Genomic DNA, 19,974 nt, shown 5'->3' with positions numbered 1-19,974 from the left:
GCAGAGGAGTGCGGTCGTGGCGCGGATCGCTGTGGTGGCCGGGGATGGCATCGGGCCCGAGGTGGTCGCGCAGGCCCGTAAGGTCCTCGACGCGGTGTTGCCCGGCGTTCAGGCCACCGAGTACGACCTCGGCGCGGCCCGCTGGCACCGTACCGGAGAGGTGTTGCCCGACTCCGTGCTGGCCGAGCTGGCCGGGCACGACGCGATCCTGCTCGGCGCGGTCGGTGACCCCACGGTTCCGCCGGGTGTGCTGGAGCGAGGTCTGCTGCTCAAGCTCCGGTTCGCCTTCGACCAGTACGTCAACCTGCGCCCGTCCCGGCTGTGGCCCGGGGTCGCCGGCCCGCTGGGCAGCGTGAAGCCGGGCGAGGTCGACCTGGTGGTGGTGCGTGAGGGCACCGAGGGTCTCTACGCCGGGGCCGGTGGCTCGCTGCACCGGGACACCCCCGCCGAGGTCGCCACCGAGGAGAGCCTGAACACCCGGCACGGCGTGGAGCGGGTGATCCGCGACGCGTTCGCCCGCGCCGGCCGCCGGGAGCGGCGCAAGGTCACCCTGGTGCACAAGACCAACGTGCTCACCCACGCCGGGTCGCTCTGGGCGCGCACGTTCGACGCGGTCGCCGCCGAGCACCCGGACGTCGCCACCGAATATCAGCACGTCGACGCCGCCGCGATGTTCTTGGTCACCCAGCCGCAGCGGTACGACGTGGTGGTCACCGACAACCTCTTCGGCGACATCCTCACCGACATCGCCGCCGCCGTCACCGGCGGGATCGGGCTGGCCGCGAGCGGCTGCATCAACCCCGAGGGGGCGTACCCCTCGATGTTCGAGCCGGTGCACGGCTCGGCACCGGACATCGCCGGTCAGGGTGTCGCCGACCCGGTCGCCGCGGTGCTCTCCGCCGCGTTGCTGCTGGAGCAGCTCGGGCACGCCGAGGCTGCCGCCCGCGTCAACGCGGCGGTCGCCGCCGAGCTGGCCAGCCGCACCCCGGGCGTGACGCTGCGGACCGAAGAGGTCGGCGACCGGCTCGCCGCCCACTCCGCAGCCTGACCACCCCGGCGTCGGCCTGCCCGGGCACGCCGTCCCGGCCGGACGGCGCTACCCGCTGAACGACCGTTCGGGGTAAGTTTCTGGCACAGCCAACTCGGTGTGCGGTCCCGCATGCCGTTGTCCCGCAGGGAGGTCAGCGCGATGAGCGGTGGTGACAAGCTCGACTTCGAGATCCGTCCGAATCCCGCGCCGGTATCCGCCGCCGACCGGGCCGCCCTGCTGGCCAACCCCGGGTTCGGCCGCGTCCACACCGATCACATGGTCACCATCCGCTACGCCGAGGGCAAGGGTTGGTACGACGCCCGGGTCGAGGCGCGGGGGCCGATCCCGATGGACCCGGCAAGCGCCGTGCTGCACTACGCGCAGGAGATCTTCGAAGGTCTGAAGGCGTACCGGACGGCCGACGGCGGCGTGACGATGTTCCGGCCGGACGCCAACGCCTCCCGGTTCGTCGCGTCGGCGCAGCGGATGGCGATGCCGGAGCTGCCGCCCGAGGTGTTCATCGACTCGCTGCACAAGCTGATCGAGATCGACCAGGACTGGATCCCCACCGACGAGGACGGCAGCCTCTACCTGCGGCCGTTCATGTTCGCCAGCGAGGTGTTCCTCGGCGTCCGTCCGGCCAACGAATACCTCTACCTGGTGATCGCCTCACCGGCCGGGTCGTACTTCAGCGGTGGGGTCAAGCCGGTGACCGTCTGGGTTTCCCCGGACTACACCCGGGCCGCCCCCGGTGGCACCGGCGCGGCCAAGTGCGGTGGCAACTACGCCGCGTCGCTGGCGGCCCAGGCGGAGGCCATCGAGGCCGGCTGCGACCAGGTCGTCTTCCTGGATGCTGTGGAGCGCCGGTTCGTCGACGAGCTGGGCGGCATGAACGTCTTCTTCGTCTACGACGACAACACTGTGGTCACCCCGCCGCTGACCGGCACGATCCTGCCCGGCATCACCCGCGACGCGATCATGACGCTGGCGTCGGCGGCCGGGCACCAGGTCGAGGAGCGGCCGGTCAGCTTCGCCGACTGGCAGGCCGACGCGGCCAGCGGTCACCTGCGGGAGGTGTTCGCCTGCGGCACCGCCGCGGTGGTCACCCCGATCGGTGGGGTCCGCTTCCCGGACGGCGAATTCCTGATCGGTGGCGGCGAGCCCGGCCGGGTCACGATGTCGCTGCGTCAGCAGTTGGTCGACATCCAGCGCGGCAGGACCGCCGACGCGCACGGTTGGGTGCACCGGGTCCTCTGACGCTCGTCGCGAGGTTGGCCCGTCCGAGCGGACAGGCCAACCTCGCTGGGTCTACGCCTCGTCGAGCAGGTGGTCGCGGAGGGCGGCGAGCTGCTCGTCGGTCACCCCGGCGTGCCGCAGGTACGCCTCGATCGACCCGTGCCCGGCCCGCAGCTCGTCGAGGAAGATCTGCATCGCCTCGGCGGGGGAGGCCAGGAACGGCGCCGGCACGTCCACCCCGCCCGGGGTGACGGTGGCCAGCCAGGCGCTGTACCGGGCGGAGGCCTCGCTGCTGAGCGCGTAGTCCGCGGTGATGTCCGCGTCGTCGACGCCGAGCACGGCGAGGGTCAACGCGCAGACGATGCCGGTGCGGTCCTTGCCCGCGACGCAGTGCACCACCACCGGGGCGTTGGCGGAGTCGGCGATCAGCCCGACCGCCTCGGCCAGCCCGGCGGTGCCGGTCTGGGCCAGGTCGGCGTAACGGTCGGCGAGGTACCGGGCGAGGCTGGCGCCCTCCTCGTGCGGCGTACCCGCCCAGTCGTCGTGCTCCGGGTGGATGTGCCGGTAGGTCAGCCCCTGGTAGGCCGGCACCCTGCCGTCGCGCTCCACCTCGCTGGGGCGGCGCAGGTCGATCACGGTGCGGACGCCGATCGCGGCGAACGCGTCCCGGTCCTGTTCCGTGAGGCGGTGCAGCGAGTCGGAGCGGTAGAGGCGGCCCCGGCGTACGGACCGGTCGCCGTGGCCGAGGTAGCCACCGACGTCGCGGAAGTTGAAGGTGGCCGGGAGGGAGATCTGGCGGCTGTCGTCGATGGCGTCCACGCTCACACGGTAACGGCCGGTGGGTCCGTGCCCCACCGGCCGTCGAGCCGAACCGTCAGCGTGCCGTGCCAGGCGGAAGGGCGCCGTACGTCTCGTCGTAGTAGCCACCCAGCCGATCCCGGTAGCTCGGGTCGCTGTGGCTGGTCTCGTCGTACTCCGGGGCGGCCTTGATCTGGTCCCGGGTGCGGTCGACGGAGACGGTGCGCTGGTCGTGGTCGACCTGGTTGACGGTGCCGGCCGGGAGCATCACCTTCTTGCCGAAGATCCACGGGCCGGTGTCCACGACCAGATAGCTGCCGTCCACCTCGTGGCTGGCGCTGTCGATCTTGCCGACTCCGCCGTCGGTGGCCTCGACCTTGTAGCCGACCAGGTCGGCGTCAGCCACCCCGGCGTGATCCCGGTAGCGCCAGGGGTCGAAGGTGCCGGCGGGCGCACCGCCGGGCACCGCGCCCTGGTCGCCGCCGTGCAGCGGGTCCGGCCCGGCGTGGGTGGCGTGCGGATCGATCCTGTCCATGCCGTTCACTCCTGACTGTCGCCGATCGTCGCGGCGTCGGTGGGTGCATTCCCCCACGGGAGCTACCCGGCTGTCGGGGGATGGAAACGGCGGGAGGGCTGCGGTGCTCAGGCGGAGGGTGTGGTTCCTCCGGCCAGGGCCGCCTCGGCGTCCAGGGTGACCGCCGCGGCGTGCACCACGGCGGAGATCCGCAGTGCCTCGTGCACCTGTTCTCCGGTGAAGCCGCGGTCGCGCAGCGACTTCTCGTGCACCTCCAGGCACACCCCGCAGCCGGCGATCGCCGACACCGCGAGGCACCACACCTTGAAGTCACCCTTGTCCACGCCGGGTCGGGCGGTGACCCGCATCCGCAGCCGGGCCGGCATCGAGGCGTACCGCTCGTCACCGATGAGGTGCTTGGCCCGGTAGTAGACGTTGGTCATCGCCATGATCGCGGCAGCGGCCTTGGCTGCCTCCACACCCTCCGGCCCGAGGTGCCCGAGCGCCTCGGCCGCGATCTCCCGCAGCACCACCGGGTTCCGGGCTGTCACCGCGCACGCCAGCGCGGCACCCCAGGCCTGCGCCGGGGTCAGCAGCGAGGTGCCGATGGTGGTGTCCAGGTTGAGCGCGATGTCCCTGGCGTACTCGGGGAGGGCCGCCCTGATCGCGTCCAGGCCCATGGTCAGACCCCGGCGATCTCCGTCGGGCCGACGACTGTGACGTCGATCGACCCGACGGAGACCCCACGCCACTTGCCCTCGTGGGACGCGTGGTTGATCGTCGTGAACGCGTTGGTGACGTCCAGCGATACCCAGGCGGTGAGGCTGTGCTCAGGTAAGCGGTTACTGACGGTGAGCACAGGTCCTCCTTGCCGATGGCGCGGTGGCCATCATCGGATCCGTTACCGATGCTTCCCCACCGCTGTTCCCGCCGGTGAGCGGCCTGGCGGCTTGTGAAGCCGATCACGAGCAGCGTTTCGCACTGAACGAACCCTCAGTAACCGTCCCGCCATGTGGATTGTTCCTCCCAAATCCGGGGCGGGGTGGCAGAGTTGCGGTCGTGAACAGCACCGACCTGATTATTGCGACCTAGCGCGCCGGCCCCCCTCCGCCGAGCGCGCAGACCTCCCGCATCCGCGGGGGGTCTTTTTGTTGCTCCGAGAAAGGATCCTGATGACGTTCCAGGTCTACGACACGACGTTGCGCGACGGCGCCCAGCGCGAGGGGCTCACCTACTCGGTGGTCGACAAGCTGGCGGTGGCCCGGCTGCTCGACGAGTTCGGTGTCGGCTTCATCGAGGGCGGCTGGCCGGGCGCGGTGCCGAAGGACACCGAGTTCTTCCGCCGGGCGCGTACCGAACTGGACCTGCGGCACGCTGTGCTCGTCGCGTTCGGCGCCACCCGCAAGGCAGGCGTCGCCGTCGCCGACGACCCCCAGGTGCAGGCCCTGCTCGACGCGCAGACCCCGGCGGTGGCGCTGGTCGCCAAGGCCGACAGCCGGCACGTCGAGCGCGCCCTGCGCACCACCGGCGCGGAGAACCTCGCGATGATCCACGACACCGTCAGCCACCTGGTCCGCGAGGGCCGGCGGGTCTTCGTCGACGGCGAACACTTCTTCGACGGTTACCGGCACGACCCCGCCTACGGCGCGGCGGTGGTGCAGACCGCGCTCGCCGCCGGCGCCGAGCGGATGGTGCTCTGCGACACCAACGGCGGCATGCTGCCGTCCCAGGTGACCGCCGTGATCGCCGACCTGACCGACAAGCTGGGCATCGACGCCGGGCTGCTCGGCATGCACGCCCAGAACGACACCTCCTGCGCGGTGGCCAACACGATCGCCGCTGTGGAGGCGGGTGTCCGCCACGTCCAGGGCACCGCCAACGGGTACGGCGAACGCCCCGGGAACGCCGACATCTTCGCGGTCGTCGCCAACCTTCAACTCAAGCTGGGCCTGACCGTCCTACCGGACGGCTGCCTGGCGCAGATGGTGCGGGTCTCGCACGCCATCGCCGAGATCGCCAACATCGCCCCCGACACCCACCAGGCATACGTCGGGGCTGCCGCCTTCGCCCACAAGGCGGGGCTGCACGCGAGCGCGATCAAGGTCGACCCGTTGCTCTACAACCACGTCGACCCGTCGGTGGTGGGCAACGACATGCGGATCCTGATCACCGAGATGGCCGGCCGGGCCAGCGTCGAGCTGAAGAGTCGTGAGCTCGGCCTGGACCTGGCCGGCAGCCCGGAGGCGCTGACCCGGGTCACCAAGCGGGTCAAGGAGTTGGAGGCGGGTGGTTGGTCCTTCGAGGCAGCGGACGCCTCCTTCGAGCTGCTGGTCCGCTCCGAGTTGCCGGAAGGCGGCCCGGCTCGACCGTTCACACTGGAGTCGTACCGGGTGCTGGTCGAGCACCGCGAGGACGGCGCGGTGGTCTCCGAGGCGACCGTCAAGATCCGGGTGCGCGGTGAGCGGGTGATCGCCACCGCCGAGGGTAACGGCCCGGTCAACGCCCTCGACGAGGCGCTGCGGGTGGGCTTGGCCCGGCACTACCCACAGCTGCGCGACTTCGAGTTGGCCGACTACAAGGTGCGCATCCTGGAGGGCAGCCACGGCACCGGCGCGGTGACCCGGGTGCTGCTGGAGACCGCCAACGGCGCCGGCCGGGACTGGACCACGGTCGGCGTGCACCCGAACGTGGTCGAGGCCAGCTGGCACGCCCTGGTCGACGCCCTCACCTACGGCCTGGCCCCCACCCCCGTCTAACCCACCCCGCCCGGTCGATCATGGAGTTGTGGCGGTCACAAAACGGGTTTACGTTGCTAAATCGCCCACCACGACTCCATGATCGACCAGAGTCGGGGGCGGGAGTCGGGGGCGGGGGTTAGGGGCGGGGGAGGGTGAGGGTGGCCAGGACGGGACGGTGGTCGCTGCCGGGCAGGGCGAGCACCTTCACCGCGCGGACCGCTATGCGCCTGTCGACGAGCACGTGGTCGATGGTGACCGGTGGGATGAGGTCACCGTCGTACGGGCCCCAGGTGCCGATCAGGCCCTCCCCGGTGGCGTCGGCGGCGTCGACGTAGCCGGTGCTCAGCAGGGCCCGCAGCGGGCCGTGGTCGAGAGTGGCGTTGAAGTCCCCGGCGAGGATCTGCAAGCCACCGTCCGGGGTGGCCGGTGGTTGAGCCTTCAGGTCGGCACGCCACGCGCCGACCTGGTCCACCGCGTACGGCGCCGACGGGTGGGCCGACTCGACGCGGACCGGGGGCGCACCGGGAACGGCCACCGTGCCGTACGCCTGGGTGAAGCCCCAGCCGTTGCGGTTGTGCCGGAGTCCGACGTCGGCCAGCGGCCACCGCGAATAGAGCCCGGAGCCGGGTGTGCCGACCTCTGCGTTGAGCTGCCGGTGGGGTAGCAGCCGGTCGAGGCCGAGCTGATCCAGGGCGGCCTGCGCCTCCGGTGTGAACTCCTGAACGGTGAGCACGTCCACGTCGTACCGCCGGACCAGCTCGGTGAGGGTCCGCGCGTCGCCGGCGCCGGCGAGAAGGTTGGCGGTGAGCAGCCGCACTGTCGGCCCGCCCGCCGCCGGCTGCGGCGAGGCCAGCGCACGGGGTGTGACGACGCCGAGCAGTGCCGCCGCCGCCAGGGCCGCGAGGGCCGCCGGCCACCAGCGCCGCAGGGCGAGCGCGAGGCTCAGGGCGAGCACGCTGAAGCCTGCGACGTACGGCGTGAAGGCGAGCGCCTGCACCAGCGGCCCGCGGTCCAGGCCGATCAGCCGGAGGGCGGCCCAGAGGGCGGGCGGGACGACCACCAGCCAACAGAGCGCCGTGCCGAGCCGAGCGCTGCGGTGCCGCCTCGACATCGGTGCGGGTGGAGCGTCGACGATCATGGCGGTGATCATAGCGGCGGCACGCCTGGCACTATTTCATGAATGGCGCAGCGCTCACCTTTCACAATTTATTGACGGCTGATTGACAGCTCGACAAAGTGAGATCAACTATTGACTCCCGGCTTTTTCCGGTGCTACGTTCCATCTGGCTCAAGCGACGCAACTCTGAGTAGTAACACCAGCTCAGACGGGGTGTAAATCGTTGAGAAATTGACCTCACCGAGGGTAGGTGAAGCGCTTTCCTTCGCCCTGCCGCCGCCTCGCCTATTAGTGGGCAGCCATCCGTCCCGCCCCGCGGGTCGGCCGAATTCACCCGGTCACACAAGGGGGACCTGTCATGAGCTCATTCTTCCGACGTAAGGTGGCAGCGGTCACATTCGCTGTCCTGGCCCTCAGTCTCGCCGGCGGGGGCATCGCTATCGCCCAGCCGTCGGCGAAGGCGCCGCAGGAGGCGGCCCAGCCGGCGGCGCGGAGCACGAACTCCCAGCCACCGGTCAGCGCCGAGTCGGCGCGTATCGCGAAGTCCGCGCTGAAGGCGAGTGCGGCGACCCCGCTGGTGGCTACCAACGTCTTCACCGTCGTCAACTCCAACGGCACCAAGGCGCGCGGTGGCGGCACGGTGGTCAAGTACGGCGTCGGCGAGTACGAGGTGATCTTCGGCCACACTGTCTCGGCCGGTGCCTTCCTGGCCACCCTCTCCCTGTCCGGCTCCTGCTGCATCCCACCGGGCGGGGAGGTCTCGGTCGCTCCGCGGTTGCTGACACCCAACGCGGTCTTCGTGCAGACCCGCAACTCGGCCGGGGTGCCGGCCAACCTGGGCTTCACCCTGCTCACCCACACACCCTGACCGAATCGACGCCCGGCCCCCGCGCCTCATGCGCGGGGGCCGCGTGCTGGTCGCCCGCGTACCGCCCGGTCCGCAGCCCTCCCGCTCGTCGCCGTGCTCAGGCTTGATCGACTCGGCTTTCCGGAAGTCGGGGTGTGCTGGGCAGGCGGACACCGCGGTTTCCGAAAGACCGAGTCGATCAGCCGTTCTCGCGGTGCCTTGCGCCGATCGTCACGCTTGCGTGCAATTCATCCCCATTCCGGCCACTCCGGACCGGTCCGGGCCGCACAATCCGACGTTTGCCGGGCACCTGCCCGGGAAGCAAGCACCGTGACGGACATCTCGGACACCCTGGCCAGCATGCCCAGCGCGGTCGATCCCGAACCGACCGGCGTCGAGCTGGAACAGACCCTCTTCGAGGTCAAACGCGTGATCGTCGGGCAGGATCGCCTCGTCGAACGCCTGCTCACCGCACTGATCGCCAACGGGCACTGCCTCCTGGAGGGAGTTCCCGGCGTGGCCAAGACACTGGCCGCGCAGACCCTCGCCACAGTGGTCGGTGGCACCTTCTCGCGGATCCAGTTCACTCCGGACCTGGTCCCCTCCGACATCGTCGGCACCCGGATCTACCGGGCCTCCAAGGAGACCTTCGACATCGAGCTGGGCCCGATCATGGCCAACCTGGTACTGGCCGACGAGATCAACCGCGCCCCGGCCAAGGTCCAGTCGGCGCTGCTGGAGGCGATGGCCGAACGGCAGGTTTCGATCGGCGGACGAAGTTGGCCCGTCCCGTCACCGTTCCTGGTCCTGGCCACCCAAAACCCGATCGAGTCCGAGGGGGTCTATCAGCTCCCGGAGGCACAGCGCGACCGGTTCCTGATGAAGGTGGTGGTCGACTACCCGAGCGACGCCGACGAGCTCGCCATCCTCTACCGGATGAGCACCGACCGGCCGAACCCGCGCCAGGTGCTCGACGCCGAACGGCTGCGGGACCTCCAGGCCCACGCGGAGAGGGTCTTCGTCCACCACGCGTTGGCCGAGTATGTGGTGCGGCTGATCCTCGCCACCCGCGACCCGGGCCGGTTCGGGCTACCGGAGATCGCCCCGCTGCTGGCGTACGGGGCCAGCCCTCGGGCCACCCTGGGCCTGGTCGCGGCCGCCCGGGCGCAGGCCCTGCTGCGCGGGCGGGAGTACGTGCTGCCCGAGGACATCCGGGAACTGGCCGTCGACGTCCTCGCCCATCGGCTGGTGCTCTCCTTCGACGCGGTGGCCGACGGGGTCTCGGCCGAGAGCGTGGTGCGCCGGCTGGTCGAGGCGGTGCCACCACCTCGGCTGGCCCACGGGCAGCCACAGCAGGCGCCGGACCTGGCGGCGGCATGAGACGAGCGCACGTCGCGCCGGCTGACCCCGGCCTGGCCGAGCTGGCCCCCGACCAGCGGCTGCGTCGCCTGGAACTGACCGTCACGCGCCGACTGAACGGTCTGCTGCACGGCCAGTACCGTGGCCTCCTGCCCGGCCCGGGCAGCGAGCCCGCCGGCAGCCGCGAGTACCGGCCGGGCGAGGACGAGGTACGCCGGATGGACTGGGCGGTGACCGCCCGTACCGCCGTGCCACACGTCCGGCAGGTCGACGCCGACCGTGAACTCACCACCTGGCTGCTCGTCGACGGCAGCGCCAGCATGGAGTTCGGCACCGCCGAGTTGGACAAGCGGGAACTGGCGGTGGCCGCTGTCGCGGCGGTCGGCTTCCTGACCGCGGGCGTCGGCAACCGCCTCGGAGCCCAGGTGTTGCGTGCCGACGGGGTGCGTCGTTTCCCGGCCCGCAGCGGACGTACCCATCTGCTTGCTCTGCTCCGCACGCTGCTCGCCGCCCCACGTGCCACCGCACCCGCCGACCGGGCGGGGCGCGGGCCCGCGGAGGGCCTGCCGGACCTGGCCGACGGACTCGACGCGTTGCACCGGATCGCCAACCGGCGAGGCCTGGTCGTGGTGGTCTCCGACTTCCTCGACGGGCTGCCCGACGACCCCGACGAGCAGGCGCCCTGGGAGCGGACGCTGCGCCGGTTGGCCGCCCGGCACCAGGTGCTGGCCATCGAGGTGACCGACCCGCGTGAGCTGGAGTTGCCGGACGTCGGCCTGATCACGCTCGTCGACCCGGAGACCGGCCGCTGCCGCGAGGTGTCCACATCGGACTGCAGGCTGCGCGAGCGGTACGCCCAGGCCGCCGCTGCCCAGCGCGAGCAGGTCCAGAAGGCGTTGCGCCGCAGTGGGGCGACGCACCTGCCGCTGCGCACCGACGGGGACTGGAGCGCGGACATCGTCCGGCACGTGCACGCCCAGCGTCGGCTCGCCGCCGCGCCGGCCGGCCAGCGACGGGGAGGTGTCGCGTGATCTGGGAGTCGCCGCTGCGGCTCTGGCTGCTGCTCGGTGTGCTCGCCCTGGTTGTCGCGTACCTGGTGGTGCAGCGCCGGCGAAGCCGGTACGCCGTCCGATTCACGAACCTGCGGTTGCTGGACCGGGTGGCGCCGGAGCGGCCCGCCTGGCGTCGACACGTGCCGGCCGGGCTCTTCCTGGCCATGCTGGCGCTGCTCGTGGTCGGGTTCGCCCGACCCAGCGCCGAGGTCCGGGTGCCTCGGGAACGCGCCACGGTGATGGTGGCGGTGGACGTCTCCACGTCGATGCTCGCCACCGACGTGGATCCGGACCGGTTGGCCGCCGCCAAACAGGCGGCCCGGCGCTTCGTGGAGGGCCTGCCCGACGAGTTCAACGTGGGCCTGGTGGCGTTCGCGGGCAGCGCGGCGGTGCTGGTGCCGCCGAGCACCGACCGGGACGCCCTCGACGAGGGGATCGGACGGCTCGCCGAGGGCATCACAGGTGTGCAGGGCACCGCGATCGGCGAGGCGATCAACACGTCCCTCGGTGCGGTCAAGAGCCTGGACAGTGAAGCCGCGAAGGAGCCGCCACCGGCGCGGATCATCCTGCTCTCCGACGGCGCCAACACCTCCGGGATGGACCCGATGGAGGCGGCGGCGGAGGCGGTGACGGCGGAGGTGCCGGTGCACGCCATCTCGTTCGGAACACCGTCCGGGTTTGTGGACCGCGGCGGACGACCCATCCAGGTTCCGGTCGACGGGCAGACCCTCAAGGCGGTCGCCGAGGAGACCGGCGGCATGTTCCACGAGGCCAGCACTACCGACGAGCTGCGCGCCGTCTACGACGACATCGGCAGTTCGGTCGGCTACCGCACCGAACGGCAGGACGTCTCGGCCCGGTTCATCGGTCTCGGACTGGTGTTCGCGATGGGTGCCGCCGCCGGCTCGATGCGCTGGTTCTCCCGACTGCCCTGATCGCCGCACCACCGACGTCGACCGTGAGGAGTACGTATGGCAGTGCAGACCGGACTGGGCGAACCGCGCGGTCCCTGGTTCATCTCACCGGAACTCGGCCCGGACGGGCGCGGCTGGTGGGAGCCGCCCGAGCGTGAACCGGGCGGGCGACGGTCCCGACGACTGCTCGCCGCGCTGGCCGTGGTGGCGATCTCCACAGTGTCGGGCGCCGTCGCCGGTGGCGTGGTCGCCGGACAGTACGGCGATCCCGGCGCGTCCGCCGCGTCCGCCGCCCCGGTGCCGGCCGAGCTGGTCACGGCGGCCGAACGGACCGTACCCGGGGTGGTGTCGGTGCTGGCCGGCGGCACGACTGCTGGTTCCGCGACCGGCGGATCCGTGAACGGCGCGTCCGCGACCGGCTCCGGATTCGCCGTTGACGACCAGCAGCACCTGATCACCAACGACCACATCCTGGCCAAGGGTGGCGGCGGGCCGGTGACAGTAGAACTGCCCGACGGCCGCCGCTTCGCCGCCGAGGTGGTCGGACGGGAGCCCCGCAGCGACCTGGCGGTGTTGAAGGTCCCGGCATCGGCCGGTCTGACCCCGTTGCCCCTGGCCAAACCGGGTGCGACACGGGTCGGCGAGCCGGTCCTCGCGGTGGGTTCGCCGCTCGGTCTCGCCGGGACGGTCACCGCGGGCATCGTCAGCGCCCTGGACCGTGAGGTGCGACTGGGCGACAACCGGCACACCGCCGTGCAGACCGACGCGTCCATCAACCCCGGCAACTCCGGTGGGCCCCTCGTCAACGCCCGCGGCGAGGTGGTCGGCGTGAACACCGCCATCGCCACCATCGACGGCAACGGGTCGATTGGCATCGGGTTCGCCATCCCGATCGACCAGGTGCAGCAGACCGCCGACACAATCATCGGCAAGGGCGGCTGAGCTGCCCGGACAGCCTCCAGTGTCAGATATCCGGCCCCACAGCATCGGGCCATGGAAATATTACGGTCGGTATGGATACTGGCTGAGGTGGAGCGTCCTCTTCTCGCGGTCCTCCTGCTGGTGGGCCTGTTCATCGGATGTGCAGTGGGGTCGGCGTACGCCCGGGCACGACGCGGGTGGAACGATTACCAGACCGTCAAGAAATCGGTGCCGGGCGCCCGTCGAGGCGCCTGGTTGCTGATCCGTGGTGTCGCCGTCAAGGCCGGGGTGATCGCTCTGCTTCTCTTCGGCGCGGTGGCGTACGCGGCGGTCGGCTCGGACGAGGAGACCGCCGGGCCGACGCCCGGCCAGTCCCCGACGCAGAGTGAACGTCCGCGCCGCTAGGCCTGCGCCCGCGCCGCGCCAAGATCCGCACAACTTCCGGGATGTTGCTCCCTCTGGCAGGCGGGAGGCACCAACATCCCCGATGTTGTGCGGATCTTGGGGACGGGTAACCGGCCTCGCCGTATAGCCTCAGGGCGTGGACGATGGACTGCGGGTGACCGACCGGTGGGTCGTCCCCGCCGGGGAGCTGCGGGAGCGCTTCTCCCGTTCCTCGGGGCCGGGAGGGCAGGGGGTCAACACCGCGGACTCCCGGGTCGAGCTGAGCTACGACCTGGCCAACTCGCCGGCCGTGCCCGAGTCGCTGCGGTCGCGGGCGTTGGCTCGCCTGGCCAATCGCCTGGTCGACGGGGTGTTGACGATCGCCGCCAGCGAGCACCGGGCCCAACTGGCAAACCGGGAGGCGGCCCGGGAACGGATGACCGCCCTACTGCGGGAGGCCGCCGCGCCCCCACCGCCGGCCCGTCGAGCGACCCGCCCGTCCCGAGGGGCCAAGGAACGCCGGTTGGCGGAGAAGAAGCGCCAGTCCCAGCGCAAGCGCGACCGCCGCGCCGACAGCGACTAGGACGGCCGTTCCTCGCCGGGCGAGTCGACCGGCTCAGCCGGGACGGCGGCGAGCAGCCGGGCGCGCAGAACAGCGCCCCGGTCCGCGAAGGCCCGTTGTGTCGCCGCGTACTCCGCCCGACCCTCCGGGGTCTCCACCCGCACCGGCGGGTAGCCGAGTGCCGCCAGGTCGTACGGGCTGGCCCGCATGTCCAGTGTGCGGATCTCCGTGGCCAGCTCGAACGCGTCGGCCACCAGCTCCGAACCGACCAGCGGGGACAGCTTGTACGCCCACTTGTACAGGTCCATGTTGGCGTGCAGGCATCCCGGCTGTTCGAGGGCGTGCTGCGTCTCCCGGGTCGGGGTGAGCAGGTTCAACGGGCGGGCCGGCGGTGTGAAGAACCGGAAGGCGTCGAAGTGGCTGCACCGCACACCCCGCTCCTCGACGACCGCGGCGGTCCGTTCCGGGCTCAGTCGCAGTGGCCAGGCGTTGTGCCGCAGCTCCGCCTGGGTCTGCCGGTAGACCATCGCCCACTCGTGCATCCCGAAGCAGCCGAGGTGTGGCGCCCGCCCGCTGGTGGCTGCCAACAGGGAGCGGATCCAGGTGATCGACTCGCCGCGCCGTGCGCGTACCGCATCGGTGTCGAGGGTGACCCCGGCGGCGGTGGCGCGGTAGTCCCGGCCGAACTCGGCCGGGTCGGCGTCGTGCAGCTCGACCCCGGCCCCCGGATGCCAGCGACGGAGCTGGGCCGGGCGGTGCGAGTAGTAGGTGAACAGGAAGTCGGCCACCGGATGCCGTTCACCGCGCCGGCGGCGGGCCAGGTGCGGCGTCAGCCAGACGTCCATCCGCTCCTCGTGGGTCCGCCGACGGGCCTGCCACTCCGCCGCGTCGAGCACGGCGGGGGCGAGGGCGGCGGTCACGCATCCCAGGGTACGACCGCCGCCCGCGCGCGCGGTCAGGGCATCTGCACCCGAACCCCGGCGGAGAACACCCCGCTGCGCAACTCCAACTGCTGGGGCGGATCCCGGCCGTCGACGGTGAAGACCAGCGGAAGCACCATCCGGGTGCCCGCCGCCATCGGGTCGGCGAAGACGTCCCGACCCAGGTTGGCCGCCCGGGTGGCCGGCTCGTCGGTGCTCACCCAGCGCCCGCCGGGCAGGTACGCCCGTTGCAGCTGACCGTGCCAGGGCTGGTGGTCGCCGGTGACGTTGCGCACGCCCACGGTGGCCTGGCAGCGTCGACCGTTGGCCGGTGCCGCACCGCCGTCGGCCTTTCCGGCAGAGCCGGGCGCGCCACACGACATCCGGTACACGGTGAACTCGAACGCCGACTCCCGCAGCGGCACGCCCACCGGCCCGGCCACCCCGGTGCCCATCCACGCGCCGCTGGTCGGCTGCTTCTGCGTGTCGATCTGCGAGACCTGCCGGGTCGCCGTCCACCCGGCGGTGCCGACGACGCCGGCCAGCACCGCGACGGCGGCGCCCACCAACAACCAGACCGGTGGGGTACGCCGACGCCTCGTCGGCCCCGGGGTCGCCGGCCGCGGGTAGATCGTCCCCCGTCCACCGCCCGGCCCACCGCTGCCCGCCAGCGCGGCGGCCGTCACCCGACGCCCACGCCGACGTCGCCACACCCACACCACTGCCGCGCTGATCAGCAGCAGGACCGCCAACCCGGCGAGCAGCACCGGGTACCGCCGCCAGGGTGGTGCCTCGGTGACCTCGGCCGCCGGTGCCGCGGCCGCCTTCCAGGTGGCCGTGGCGCAGTCGTACGGCCGGGTGCCGTCGCTGGTGAACGCACAGGCCGGGGCGGTCAGTGGTTGGCCGGGTGCGGTCGCGGCGAGTGCCGTGCCCAGCGTGGTGGAGCTGTGTGCCGGCAACCTCAACCGCCAGGTCACCTCGGTGGCGGAACCCCCGGCCCGGGTGGACCGGCCGCCGCCGCTGATCGCGGTCGGCGACGAGCCGGGTGGCAGTTCCTGGCGCACAGTGGTCTCCACCGGCGCGTTGCCCACGTTGCGGACCTGGATCCGGTACCTCGGTGCCGGGCTGTTCTCCGGCGCGACCGCGACGGTGACCTGCTGCGGCGGGGCCGACGCCGGTGCCCGGGACGGTGGTGCCATCGCCGGCGGCGCCGACGGCGGGGTGGGCTCGGTCACCCGTGCGACCATCGCGACCGGCGGTCGGGTGGCGGCTGGCCCGGGTGTCCCGGTCGTGGACGCCTCCGCCGACGGCCCTGCGGCGCTCGGTCGTGGCGTCGCGGCGCCGGGCGGCGGCGCGGCCGTCGGTTGTGGCGTGGCGGCCGGTGGTCGTGGCGTGGCCGCCGGTGGTCGTGGCGTGGCCGCCGCCTCCGGTGCCGCCGCCGGCAGGGCCGGCACGGCGGCGAGGATGCCGAGGCAGTGTACGAACACTGCGAGGGCTCTGTGGTGTCGTGTCGATGCAGGCATACGAACGAACCTCCGGAGCCGACGGTAGGGGCGAGCCGCCTCCGTGCGGGTACGAAGTCCGGAAGACCGCCCCGCTCACCTCCTGCTCCGATAGGGTGCCGCGCGGTGACGGGTTGAGCACACCCGGCGGCCGGTCCTGGTCGGTCGGGGTGTCGGCGGGGCTAGATTGGCTGGGTGCGTATCGCTCGTTTCGCCCATGCCAAGGGAATGTCGTTCGGTGCCGTCGAAGGCGAACCGGAGGCCGGGCCGCAGGGCCTGACCATCGCCGAGATCGAGGGCCACCCGTTCGGCAATCTCTCCTTCAGTGGGGCCCGTTGGGCCCTTTCCGACGTTCGGCTGCTCTCGCCGATCCTGCCCAGCAAGGTCGTCTGCGTCGGCCGCAACTACGCCGACCACGCCGCCGAGCTCGGCAACGACGTGCCCAAGGAGCCGCTGCTCTTCCTCAAGCCGTCCACCTCGGTGATCGGTCCCCGGGACGCCATCCGACTGCCGATCTTCTCCAAGCAGGTCGAGCACGAGGCGGAACTCGCGGTCGTGATCGGGGCGCCGGGCGCGCGCCGCGCCGACCGGGCCGCCGCCGAACGCGCGATCTTCGGCTACACCTGCGCCAACGACGTCACCGCGCGGGACCTCCAGCGCTCGGACGGGCAGTGGACCCGGGCCAAGGGCTTCGACTCGTTCTGCCCGATCGGCCCGTGGATCACCACCGGTCTGGACGTCTCCGACCTGGAGATCCGCTGTGAGGTGGGTCGCAACCCGGAGGAGATGGAGGTACGCCAGCTCGGCCGGACGAAGGACATGGTCTTCGACGTACCGGGCCTGGTGTCGTACATCTCGCACGTGATGACCCTGCTGCCCGGCGATGTCGTTCTCACCGGCACTCCGGCCGGGGTTAGCCCGCTCGTCGAGGGGGATACGGTCACCGTGCGGATCGAGGGCATCGGCGAGCTCACCAACCCGGTGGTCCCCGTCGCCTGATTCGTCTGATGCCCCTGTTTCCGCAGCTCACGGGCGGTACGGGGGGATCGGATTTGGCCTGTCGGCACCGGGAGGGTAAAGTTCACTCCCGGCGCCGCAAGGGGCCAATGGGGTATGGGGTAATTGGCAGCCCGACTGATTCTGGTTCAGTTAGTCTAGGTTCGAGTCCTGGTACCCCAGCGCTGCTGGAATTCGTAAGAATTTCAGACGCTGGATTCTGACGGAGTTCGACTCCGCCCCTCCGGGGGCGGAGAGTGGTCTCCGGCAGAGTGCAGCTCCTCCGCCCGCGTAGGGTGGGGGAGCGAAAGTTGTTCTGGCCCCGTCGTCTAGCGGCCCAGGACGCCGCCCTCTCAAGGCGGTAGCGCCGGTTCGAATCCGGTCGGGGCTACATCGTGCACAGCCCGTCTCACCTGGTGAGGCGGGCTGTTTCGTGTCCGCTGAGGGCGTGCCGGGGTGGCACCCACCCCGTGCTCGCGCTCGCGGGCGGTGCCGCTAGACTACTGCCGCACCGCCCGCGAGGGTGGTGAACGGAAGAAGTTCTGGCCCCGTCGTCTAGTGGCCCAGGACGCCGCCCTCTCAAGGCGGTAGCGCCGGTTCGAATCCGGTCGGGGCTACAACGAAAAGGCTCGTCTCGCTGTCGCGAGGCGAGCCTTTCCCGTACCCCGCACCCTCCCGCTCCCGCACCCTCCCGCTCCCGCGCTCCCGGTGATCAAGAGCTTTGCGTCACCGCTGCCGGCGTGTCGTGACGCAAACCTCTTGATCACCGGAGGGGGCGGGGGTCCCTCCGCCGCGAGGCAGCAACATCGCGGATGTTGCGGCCTCCCGCGCGTCAGAGGCAGCAACATCGGGGATGTTGCGCGGATCTTGGTGCGGTGCGGTGCGGGGTTAGAGGCCGGACAGGCGTTGGCCTGCTCTTACTACGGCCATGGCGTGGCGTTCGCCGGGGCGGCGGCCCAGGCGTTCGATCGGGCCGGAGATGCTGACCGAGGCGATCACACGGCCGGTACGGTCGCGGATCGGGGCGGAGACGCTCGCCACACCGGCCTCCCGTTCGGCGACGCTCTGCGCCCAGCCGCGGCGGCGTACCTCGGCGAGGGTTCGGCCGGTGAACTTGCTGCGCGGCAGCAACGGCATCACCGCCTCCGGCGGCTCCCAGGCGAGCAGGATCTGGGCGGCGGAGCCGGCCGTCATCGGCAGCACCGAGCCGACCGGAACCGTGTCCCGCAGGCCGCTGGCCCGCTCCGCCGCCGCCACGCAGATCCGCTCGTCCGCGCGGCGCAGGTAGAGCTGGGCGCTCTCACCGGTGGCGTCGCGCAGCGCAGCGAGCAGCGGCTCGGCGGCGGTCAGCAGGACGTCCGGCGCCGCGTTGGCCAGCTCGCCCAGCCGGGGGCCCGGTCGCCATCGGCCCTGGGTGTCCCGGACCAGCATCCGGTGGATCTCCAGGGCCTGCGCCAGCCGGTGTGCGGTGGCTCGGGGCAGCTTGGTGCGTTCAACGAGTTCGGCCAGGCTGGCGCCGTCGACGCAGGCGGCCAGGATGACCACCGCCTTGTCGAGAACGCCGACACCGCTCATACTGTGTCCCACAAGCCGAAACTTACCTCCCAGAATTTAGGATGTCCAGATGGTGGGAGTCACTCCTGAGCCGAGGACCCTGGCCGAGAAGGTCTGGGACGCGCACGTCGTACGGTCCGCCGCTGGTGAGCCGGACCTGCTCTTCATCGACCTGCACCTGCTGCACGAGGTGACCAGCCCGCAGGCGTTCGACGGGCTGCGGCTCGCCGGGCGCCGGGTGCGTCGTACCGACCTGACCCTCGCGACCGAGGACCACAACACCCCGACCGGGTACGCCGACCCGGCGTTCCGCCTCCGCCGTGGTGACCTGCTCACCATCGCGGACCCCACGTCGCGTACGCAGATCGAGACGCTGCGCCGTAACTGCGCCGAGTTCGGGGTGCGGCTGCACCCGCTCGGTGACGACAACCAGGGCATCGTGCACGTGATCGGCCCGCAGCTCGGTGTCACCCAGCCGGGCATGACGATCGTCTGCGGCGACTCGCACACCGCCACCCACGGCGCGTTCGGCGCGCTCGCCTTCGGCATCGGCACCAGCGAGGTGGAGCACGTGCTGGCCACCCAGACGCTGCCGCAGAGCCGGCCGAAGACGATGGCCGTGAACGTCACCGGCCGCCTCGCCCCCGGCGTCACCGCCAAGGACCTGGTGCTCGCGCTGATCACCCAGGTCGGCACCGGTGGGGGGCGCGGGCACATCGTCGAGTACCGCGGCGAGGCGATCCAGGCCCTCTCCATGGAGGGGCGGATGACCATCGCCAACATGTCCATCGAGTGGGGCGCCAAGGCCGGCATGATCGCGCCGGACGAGACGACCTTCGCGTACCTCAAGGGTCGCCCGAACGCGCCCCAGGGCGCGGACTGGGACGCGGCGCTGGCGTGGTGGCGGACGCTGCCCACCGATGAGGGCGCGCGCTTCGACGCCGAGGTGACCCTGGACGCCAGCCGGGTCACGCCGTTCGTCACCTGGGGCACCAACCCCGGGCAGGGCGCGCCGCTGAGCGCGCCGGTGCCGGACCCGGAGGAGTTCCTCACCGACTCGGAGCGTGCCGCCGCGCGCCGCGCCCTGGAGTACATGGACCTGCGTCCCGGCACGCCGCTTCGGGAACTGCCGATCGACGTGGTGTTCGTCGGCTCCTGCACCAACGGGCGTCTGGAGGACCTGCGGGCCGCCGCCGACGTGCTTCGTGGTCACCGGGTCGCCGACGGCGTGCGGATGCTCGTGGTGCCCGGTTCCGCCGCCGTGCGGGAGGCCGCCGAGGCCGAGGGGCTGGACAAGGTCTTCGCCGACGCCGGGGCGGAGTGGCGGTTCGCCGGCTGCTCCATGTGTCTGGGGATGAACCCGGACACGTTGAAGCCGGGCGAGCGTTCCGCCTCCACCTCGAACCGCAACTTCGAGGGCCGTCAGGGCCGGGGTGGGCGTACCCACCTGGTTTCCCCGCCGGTCGCCGCCGCCACCGCCGTGGCCGGCCGGCTGGCCGCCCCCGCCGACCTGTAGAAGGGACCGAGGAG

The 19,974-nt window shown here is 71.7% G+C and carries 20 protein-coding genes and 3 tRNA genes; 15 read left to right on the top strand and 8 right to left on the bottom strand.

The window, feature by feature from the left end:
- Positions 1 to 16 precede the first annotated feature (16 nt).
- On the top strand, positions 17 to 1,048 hold the full coding sequence (locus tag FHU34_RS27765; protein ID WP_145785147.1) for a 3-isopropylmalate dehydrogenase: 1,032 nt from the start codon (positions 17 to 19) through the stop codon (positions 1,046 to 1,048).
- 141 nt (positions 1,049 to 1,189) lie between these two features.
- Positions 1,190 to 2,287 (top strand): branched-chain amino acid aminotransferase, encoded by a 1,098-nt coding sequence (locus FHU34_RS27760; RefSeq protein ID WP_145785146.1) that lies wholly within the window; start codon positions 1,190 to 1,192, stop codon positions 2,285 to 2,287.
- A 51-nt stretch (positions 2,288 to 2,338) separates the two neighbouring features.
- Here the strand turns inward: FHU34_RS27760 and FHU34_RS27755 are convergent, their stop codons facing one another.
- From FHU34_RS27755 to FHU34_RS33140, 4 genes are all read right to left on the bottom strand, one after another.
- The gene (locus FHU34_RS27755; RefSeq protein ID WP_244311859.1) at positions 2,339 to 3,085 is read right to left on the bottom strand and encodes a tyrosine-protein phosphatase; all 747 of its coding nucleotides are present in this window, start codon (positions 3,083 to 3,085) and stop codon (positions 2,339 to 2,341) included.
- 55 nt (positions 3,086 to 3,140) lie between these two features.
- Positions 3,141 to 3,599: a PRC-barrel domain containing protein gene (locus FHU34_RS27750; RefSeq protein ID WP_145785144.1), complete on the bottom strand. Its 459-nt coding sequence runs from the start codon at positions 3,597 to 3,599 to the stop codon at positions 3,141 to 3,143.
- Positions 3,600 to 3,706: 107 nt separating this feature from the next.
- A complete protein-coding gene (gene ahpD / locus FHU34_RS27745; protein WP_145785143.1) occupies positions 3,707 to 4,258 on the bottom strand; it encodes an alkylhydroperoxidase, AhpD family in 552 nt (183 codons plus the stop codon).
- Between the two features lie 2 nt (positions 4,259 to 4,260).
- Positions 4,261 to 4,437, bottom strand: a complete 177-nt coding sequence (locus FHU34_RS33140; RefSeq protein WP_167524914.1) for a hypothetical protein — start codon at positions 4,435 to 4,437, stop codon at positions 4,261 to 4,263.
- Positions 4,438 to 4,750: 313 nt separating this feature from the next.
- Between FHU34_RS33140 and cimA the strand changes: the two genes are divergently transcribed.
- Entirely contained in the window at positions 4,751 to 6,334 is a 1,584-nt protein-coding gene (cimA, locus tag FHU34_RS27740; RefSeq protein WP_145785142.1) for a citramalate synthase, read from the top strand.
- Between the two features lie 118 nt (positions 6,335 to 6,452).
- Here the strand turns inward: cimA and FHU34_RS27735 are convergent, their stop codons facing one another.
- The gene (locus FHU34_RS27735; RefSeq protein WP_244312016.1) at positions 6,453 to 7,427 is read right to left on the bottom strand and encodes an endonuclease/exonuclease/phosphatase family protein; all 975 of its coding nucleotides are present in this window, start codon (positions 7,425 to 7,427) and stop codon (positions 6,453 to 6,455) included.
- Positions 7,428 to 7,791: 364 nt separating this feature from the next.
- Here FHU34_RS27735 and FHU34_RS27730 point away from each other — a divergent pair, with 364 nt between their 5' ends.
- From FHU34_RS27730 to arfB, 7 genes are all read left to right on the top strand, one after another.
- On the top strand, positions 7,792 to 8,301 hold the full coding sequence (locus FHU34_RS27730; protein ID WP_145785140.1) for a hypothetical protein: 510 nt from the start codon (positions 7,792 to 7,794) through the stop codon (positions 8,299 to 8,301).
- A 309-nt stretch (positions 8,302 to 8,610) separates the two neighbouring features.
- Complete coding sequence (locus FHU34_RS27725; RefSeq protein WP_145785139.1) at positions 8,611 to 9,660, top strand: AAA family ATPase; 1,050 nt, start codon at positions 8,611 to 8,613, stop codon at positions 9,658 to 9,660.
- The gene (locus tag FHU34_RS27720; protein ID WP_145785138.1) at positions 9,657 to 10,670 is read left to right on the top strand and encodes a DUF58 domain-containing protein; all 1,014 of its coding nucleotides are present in this window, start codon (positions 9,657 to 9,659) and stop codon (positions 10,668 to 10,670) included. Before FHU34_RS27725 ends, FHU34_RS27720 begins: the two co-directional genes overlap by 4 nt.
- Entirely contained in the window at positions 10,667 to 11,626 is a 960-nt protein-coding gene (locus FHU34_RS27715; RefSeq protein ID WP_145785137.1) for a VWA domain-containing protein, read from the top strand. Before FHU34_RS27720 ends, FHU34_RS27715 begins: the two co-directional genes overlap by 4 nt.
- Before the next feature lie 36 nt (positions 11,627 to 11,662).
- Entirely contained in the window at positions 11,663 to 12,547 is an 885-nt protein-coding gene (locus FHU34_RS27710; protein ID WP_145785136.1) for a S1C family serine protease, read from the top strand.
- Positions 12,548 to 12,634: 87 nt separating this feature from the next.
- On the top strand, positions 12,635 to 12,931 hold the full coding sequence (locus tag FHU34_RS27705; RefSeq protein ID WP_145785135.1) for a hypothetical protein: 297 nt from the start codon (positions 12,635 to 12,637) through the stop codon (positions 12,929 to 12,931).
- 136 nt (positions 12,932 to 13,067) lie between these two features.
- Positions 13,068 to 13,493: an alternative ribosome rescue aminoacyl-tRNA hydrolase ArfB gene (gene arfB / locus FHU34_RS27700; protein WP_145785134.1), complete on the top strand. Its 426-nt coding sequence runs from the start codon at positions 13,068 to 13,070 to the stop codon at positions 13,491 to 13,493.
- Here arfB and FHU34_RS27695 read toward each other — a convergent pair.
- Complete coding sequence (locus tag FHU34_RS27695; RefSeq protein ID WP_145785133.1) at positions 13,490 to 14,392, bottom strand: 3-methyladenine DNA glycosylase; 903 nt, start codon at positions 14,390 to 14,392, stop codon at positions 13,490 to 13,492. The genes arfB and FHU34_RS27695 overlap by 4 nt on opposite strands.
- Before the next feature lie 35 nt (positions 14,393 to 14,427).
- Complete coding sequence (locus FHU34_RS27690) at positions 14,428 to 15,915, bottom strand: hypothetical protein (protein ID WP_145785132.1); 1,488 nt, start codon at positions 15,913 to 15,915, stop codon at positions 14,428 to 14,430.
- A 174-nt stretch (positions 15,916 to 16,089) separates the two neighbouring features.
- Between FHU34_RS27690 and FHU34_RS27685 the strand changes: the two genes are divergently transcribed.
- The 4 genes from FHU34_RS27685 (at position 16,090) to FHU34_RS27670 (ending at position 17,507) form a co-directional block, all read left to right on the top strand.
- The gene (locus FHU34_RS27685; protein WP_145785131.1) at positions 16,090 to 16,893 is read left to right on the top strand and encodes a fumarylacetoacetate hydrolase family protein; all 804 of its coding nucleotides are present in this window, start codon (positions 16,090 to 16,092) and stop codon (positions 16,891 to 16,893) included.
- 108 nt (positions 16,894 to 17,001) lie between these two features.
- Positions 17,002 to 17,073, top strand: a tRNA-Gln gene (locus FHU34_RS27680).
- 135 nt (positions 17,074 to 17,208) lie between these two features.
- Positions 17,209 to 17,281: transfer RNA gene (locus tag FHU34_RS27675), tRNA-Glu, on the top strand.
- A 153-nt stretch (positions 17,282 to 17,434) separates the two neighbouring features.
- Positions 17,435 to 17,507, top strand: a tRNA-Glu gene (locus FHU34_RS27670).
- 271 nt (positions 17,508 to 17,778) lie between these two features.
- Here the strand turns inward: FHU34_RS27670 and FHU34_RS27665 are convergent.
- Positions 17,779 to 18,465, bottom strand: coding sequence for an IclR family transcriptional regulator (locus FHU34_RS27665; RefSeq protein ID WP_007456408.1), 687 nt, complete (start codon positions 18,463 to 18,465; stop codon positions 17,779 to 17,781).
- Positions 18,466 to 18,514: 49 nt separating this feature from the next.
- Between FHU34_RS27665 and leuC the strand changes: the two genes are divergently transcribed.
- The gene (gene leuC, locus FHU34_RS27660; RefSeq protein ID WP_145785130.1) at positions 18,515 to 19,960 is read left to right on the top strand and encodes a 3-isopropylmalate dehydratase large subunit; all 1,446 of its coding nucleotides are present in this window, start codon (positions 18,515 to 18,517) and stop codon (positions 19,958 to 19,960) included.
- Positions 19,961 to 19,974: the final 14 nt, after the last annotated feature.

The organism is Micromonospora taraxaci (assembly GCF_007830095.1).
Classification (GTDB): domain Bacteria; phylum Actinomycetota; class Actinomycetes; order Mycobacteriales; family Micromonosporaceae; genus Micromonospora; species Micromonospora taraxaci.
The sequence above is the reverse complement of the archived record's forward strand: the minus strand, read 5'-3'. Positions and strand labels throughout refer to the sequence as shown.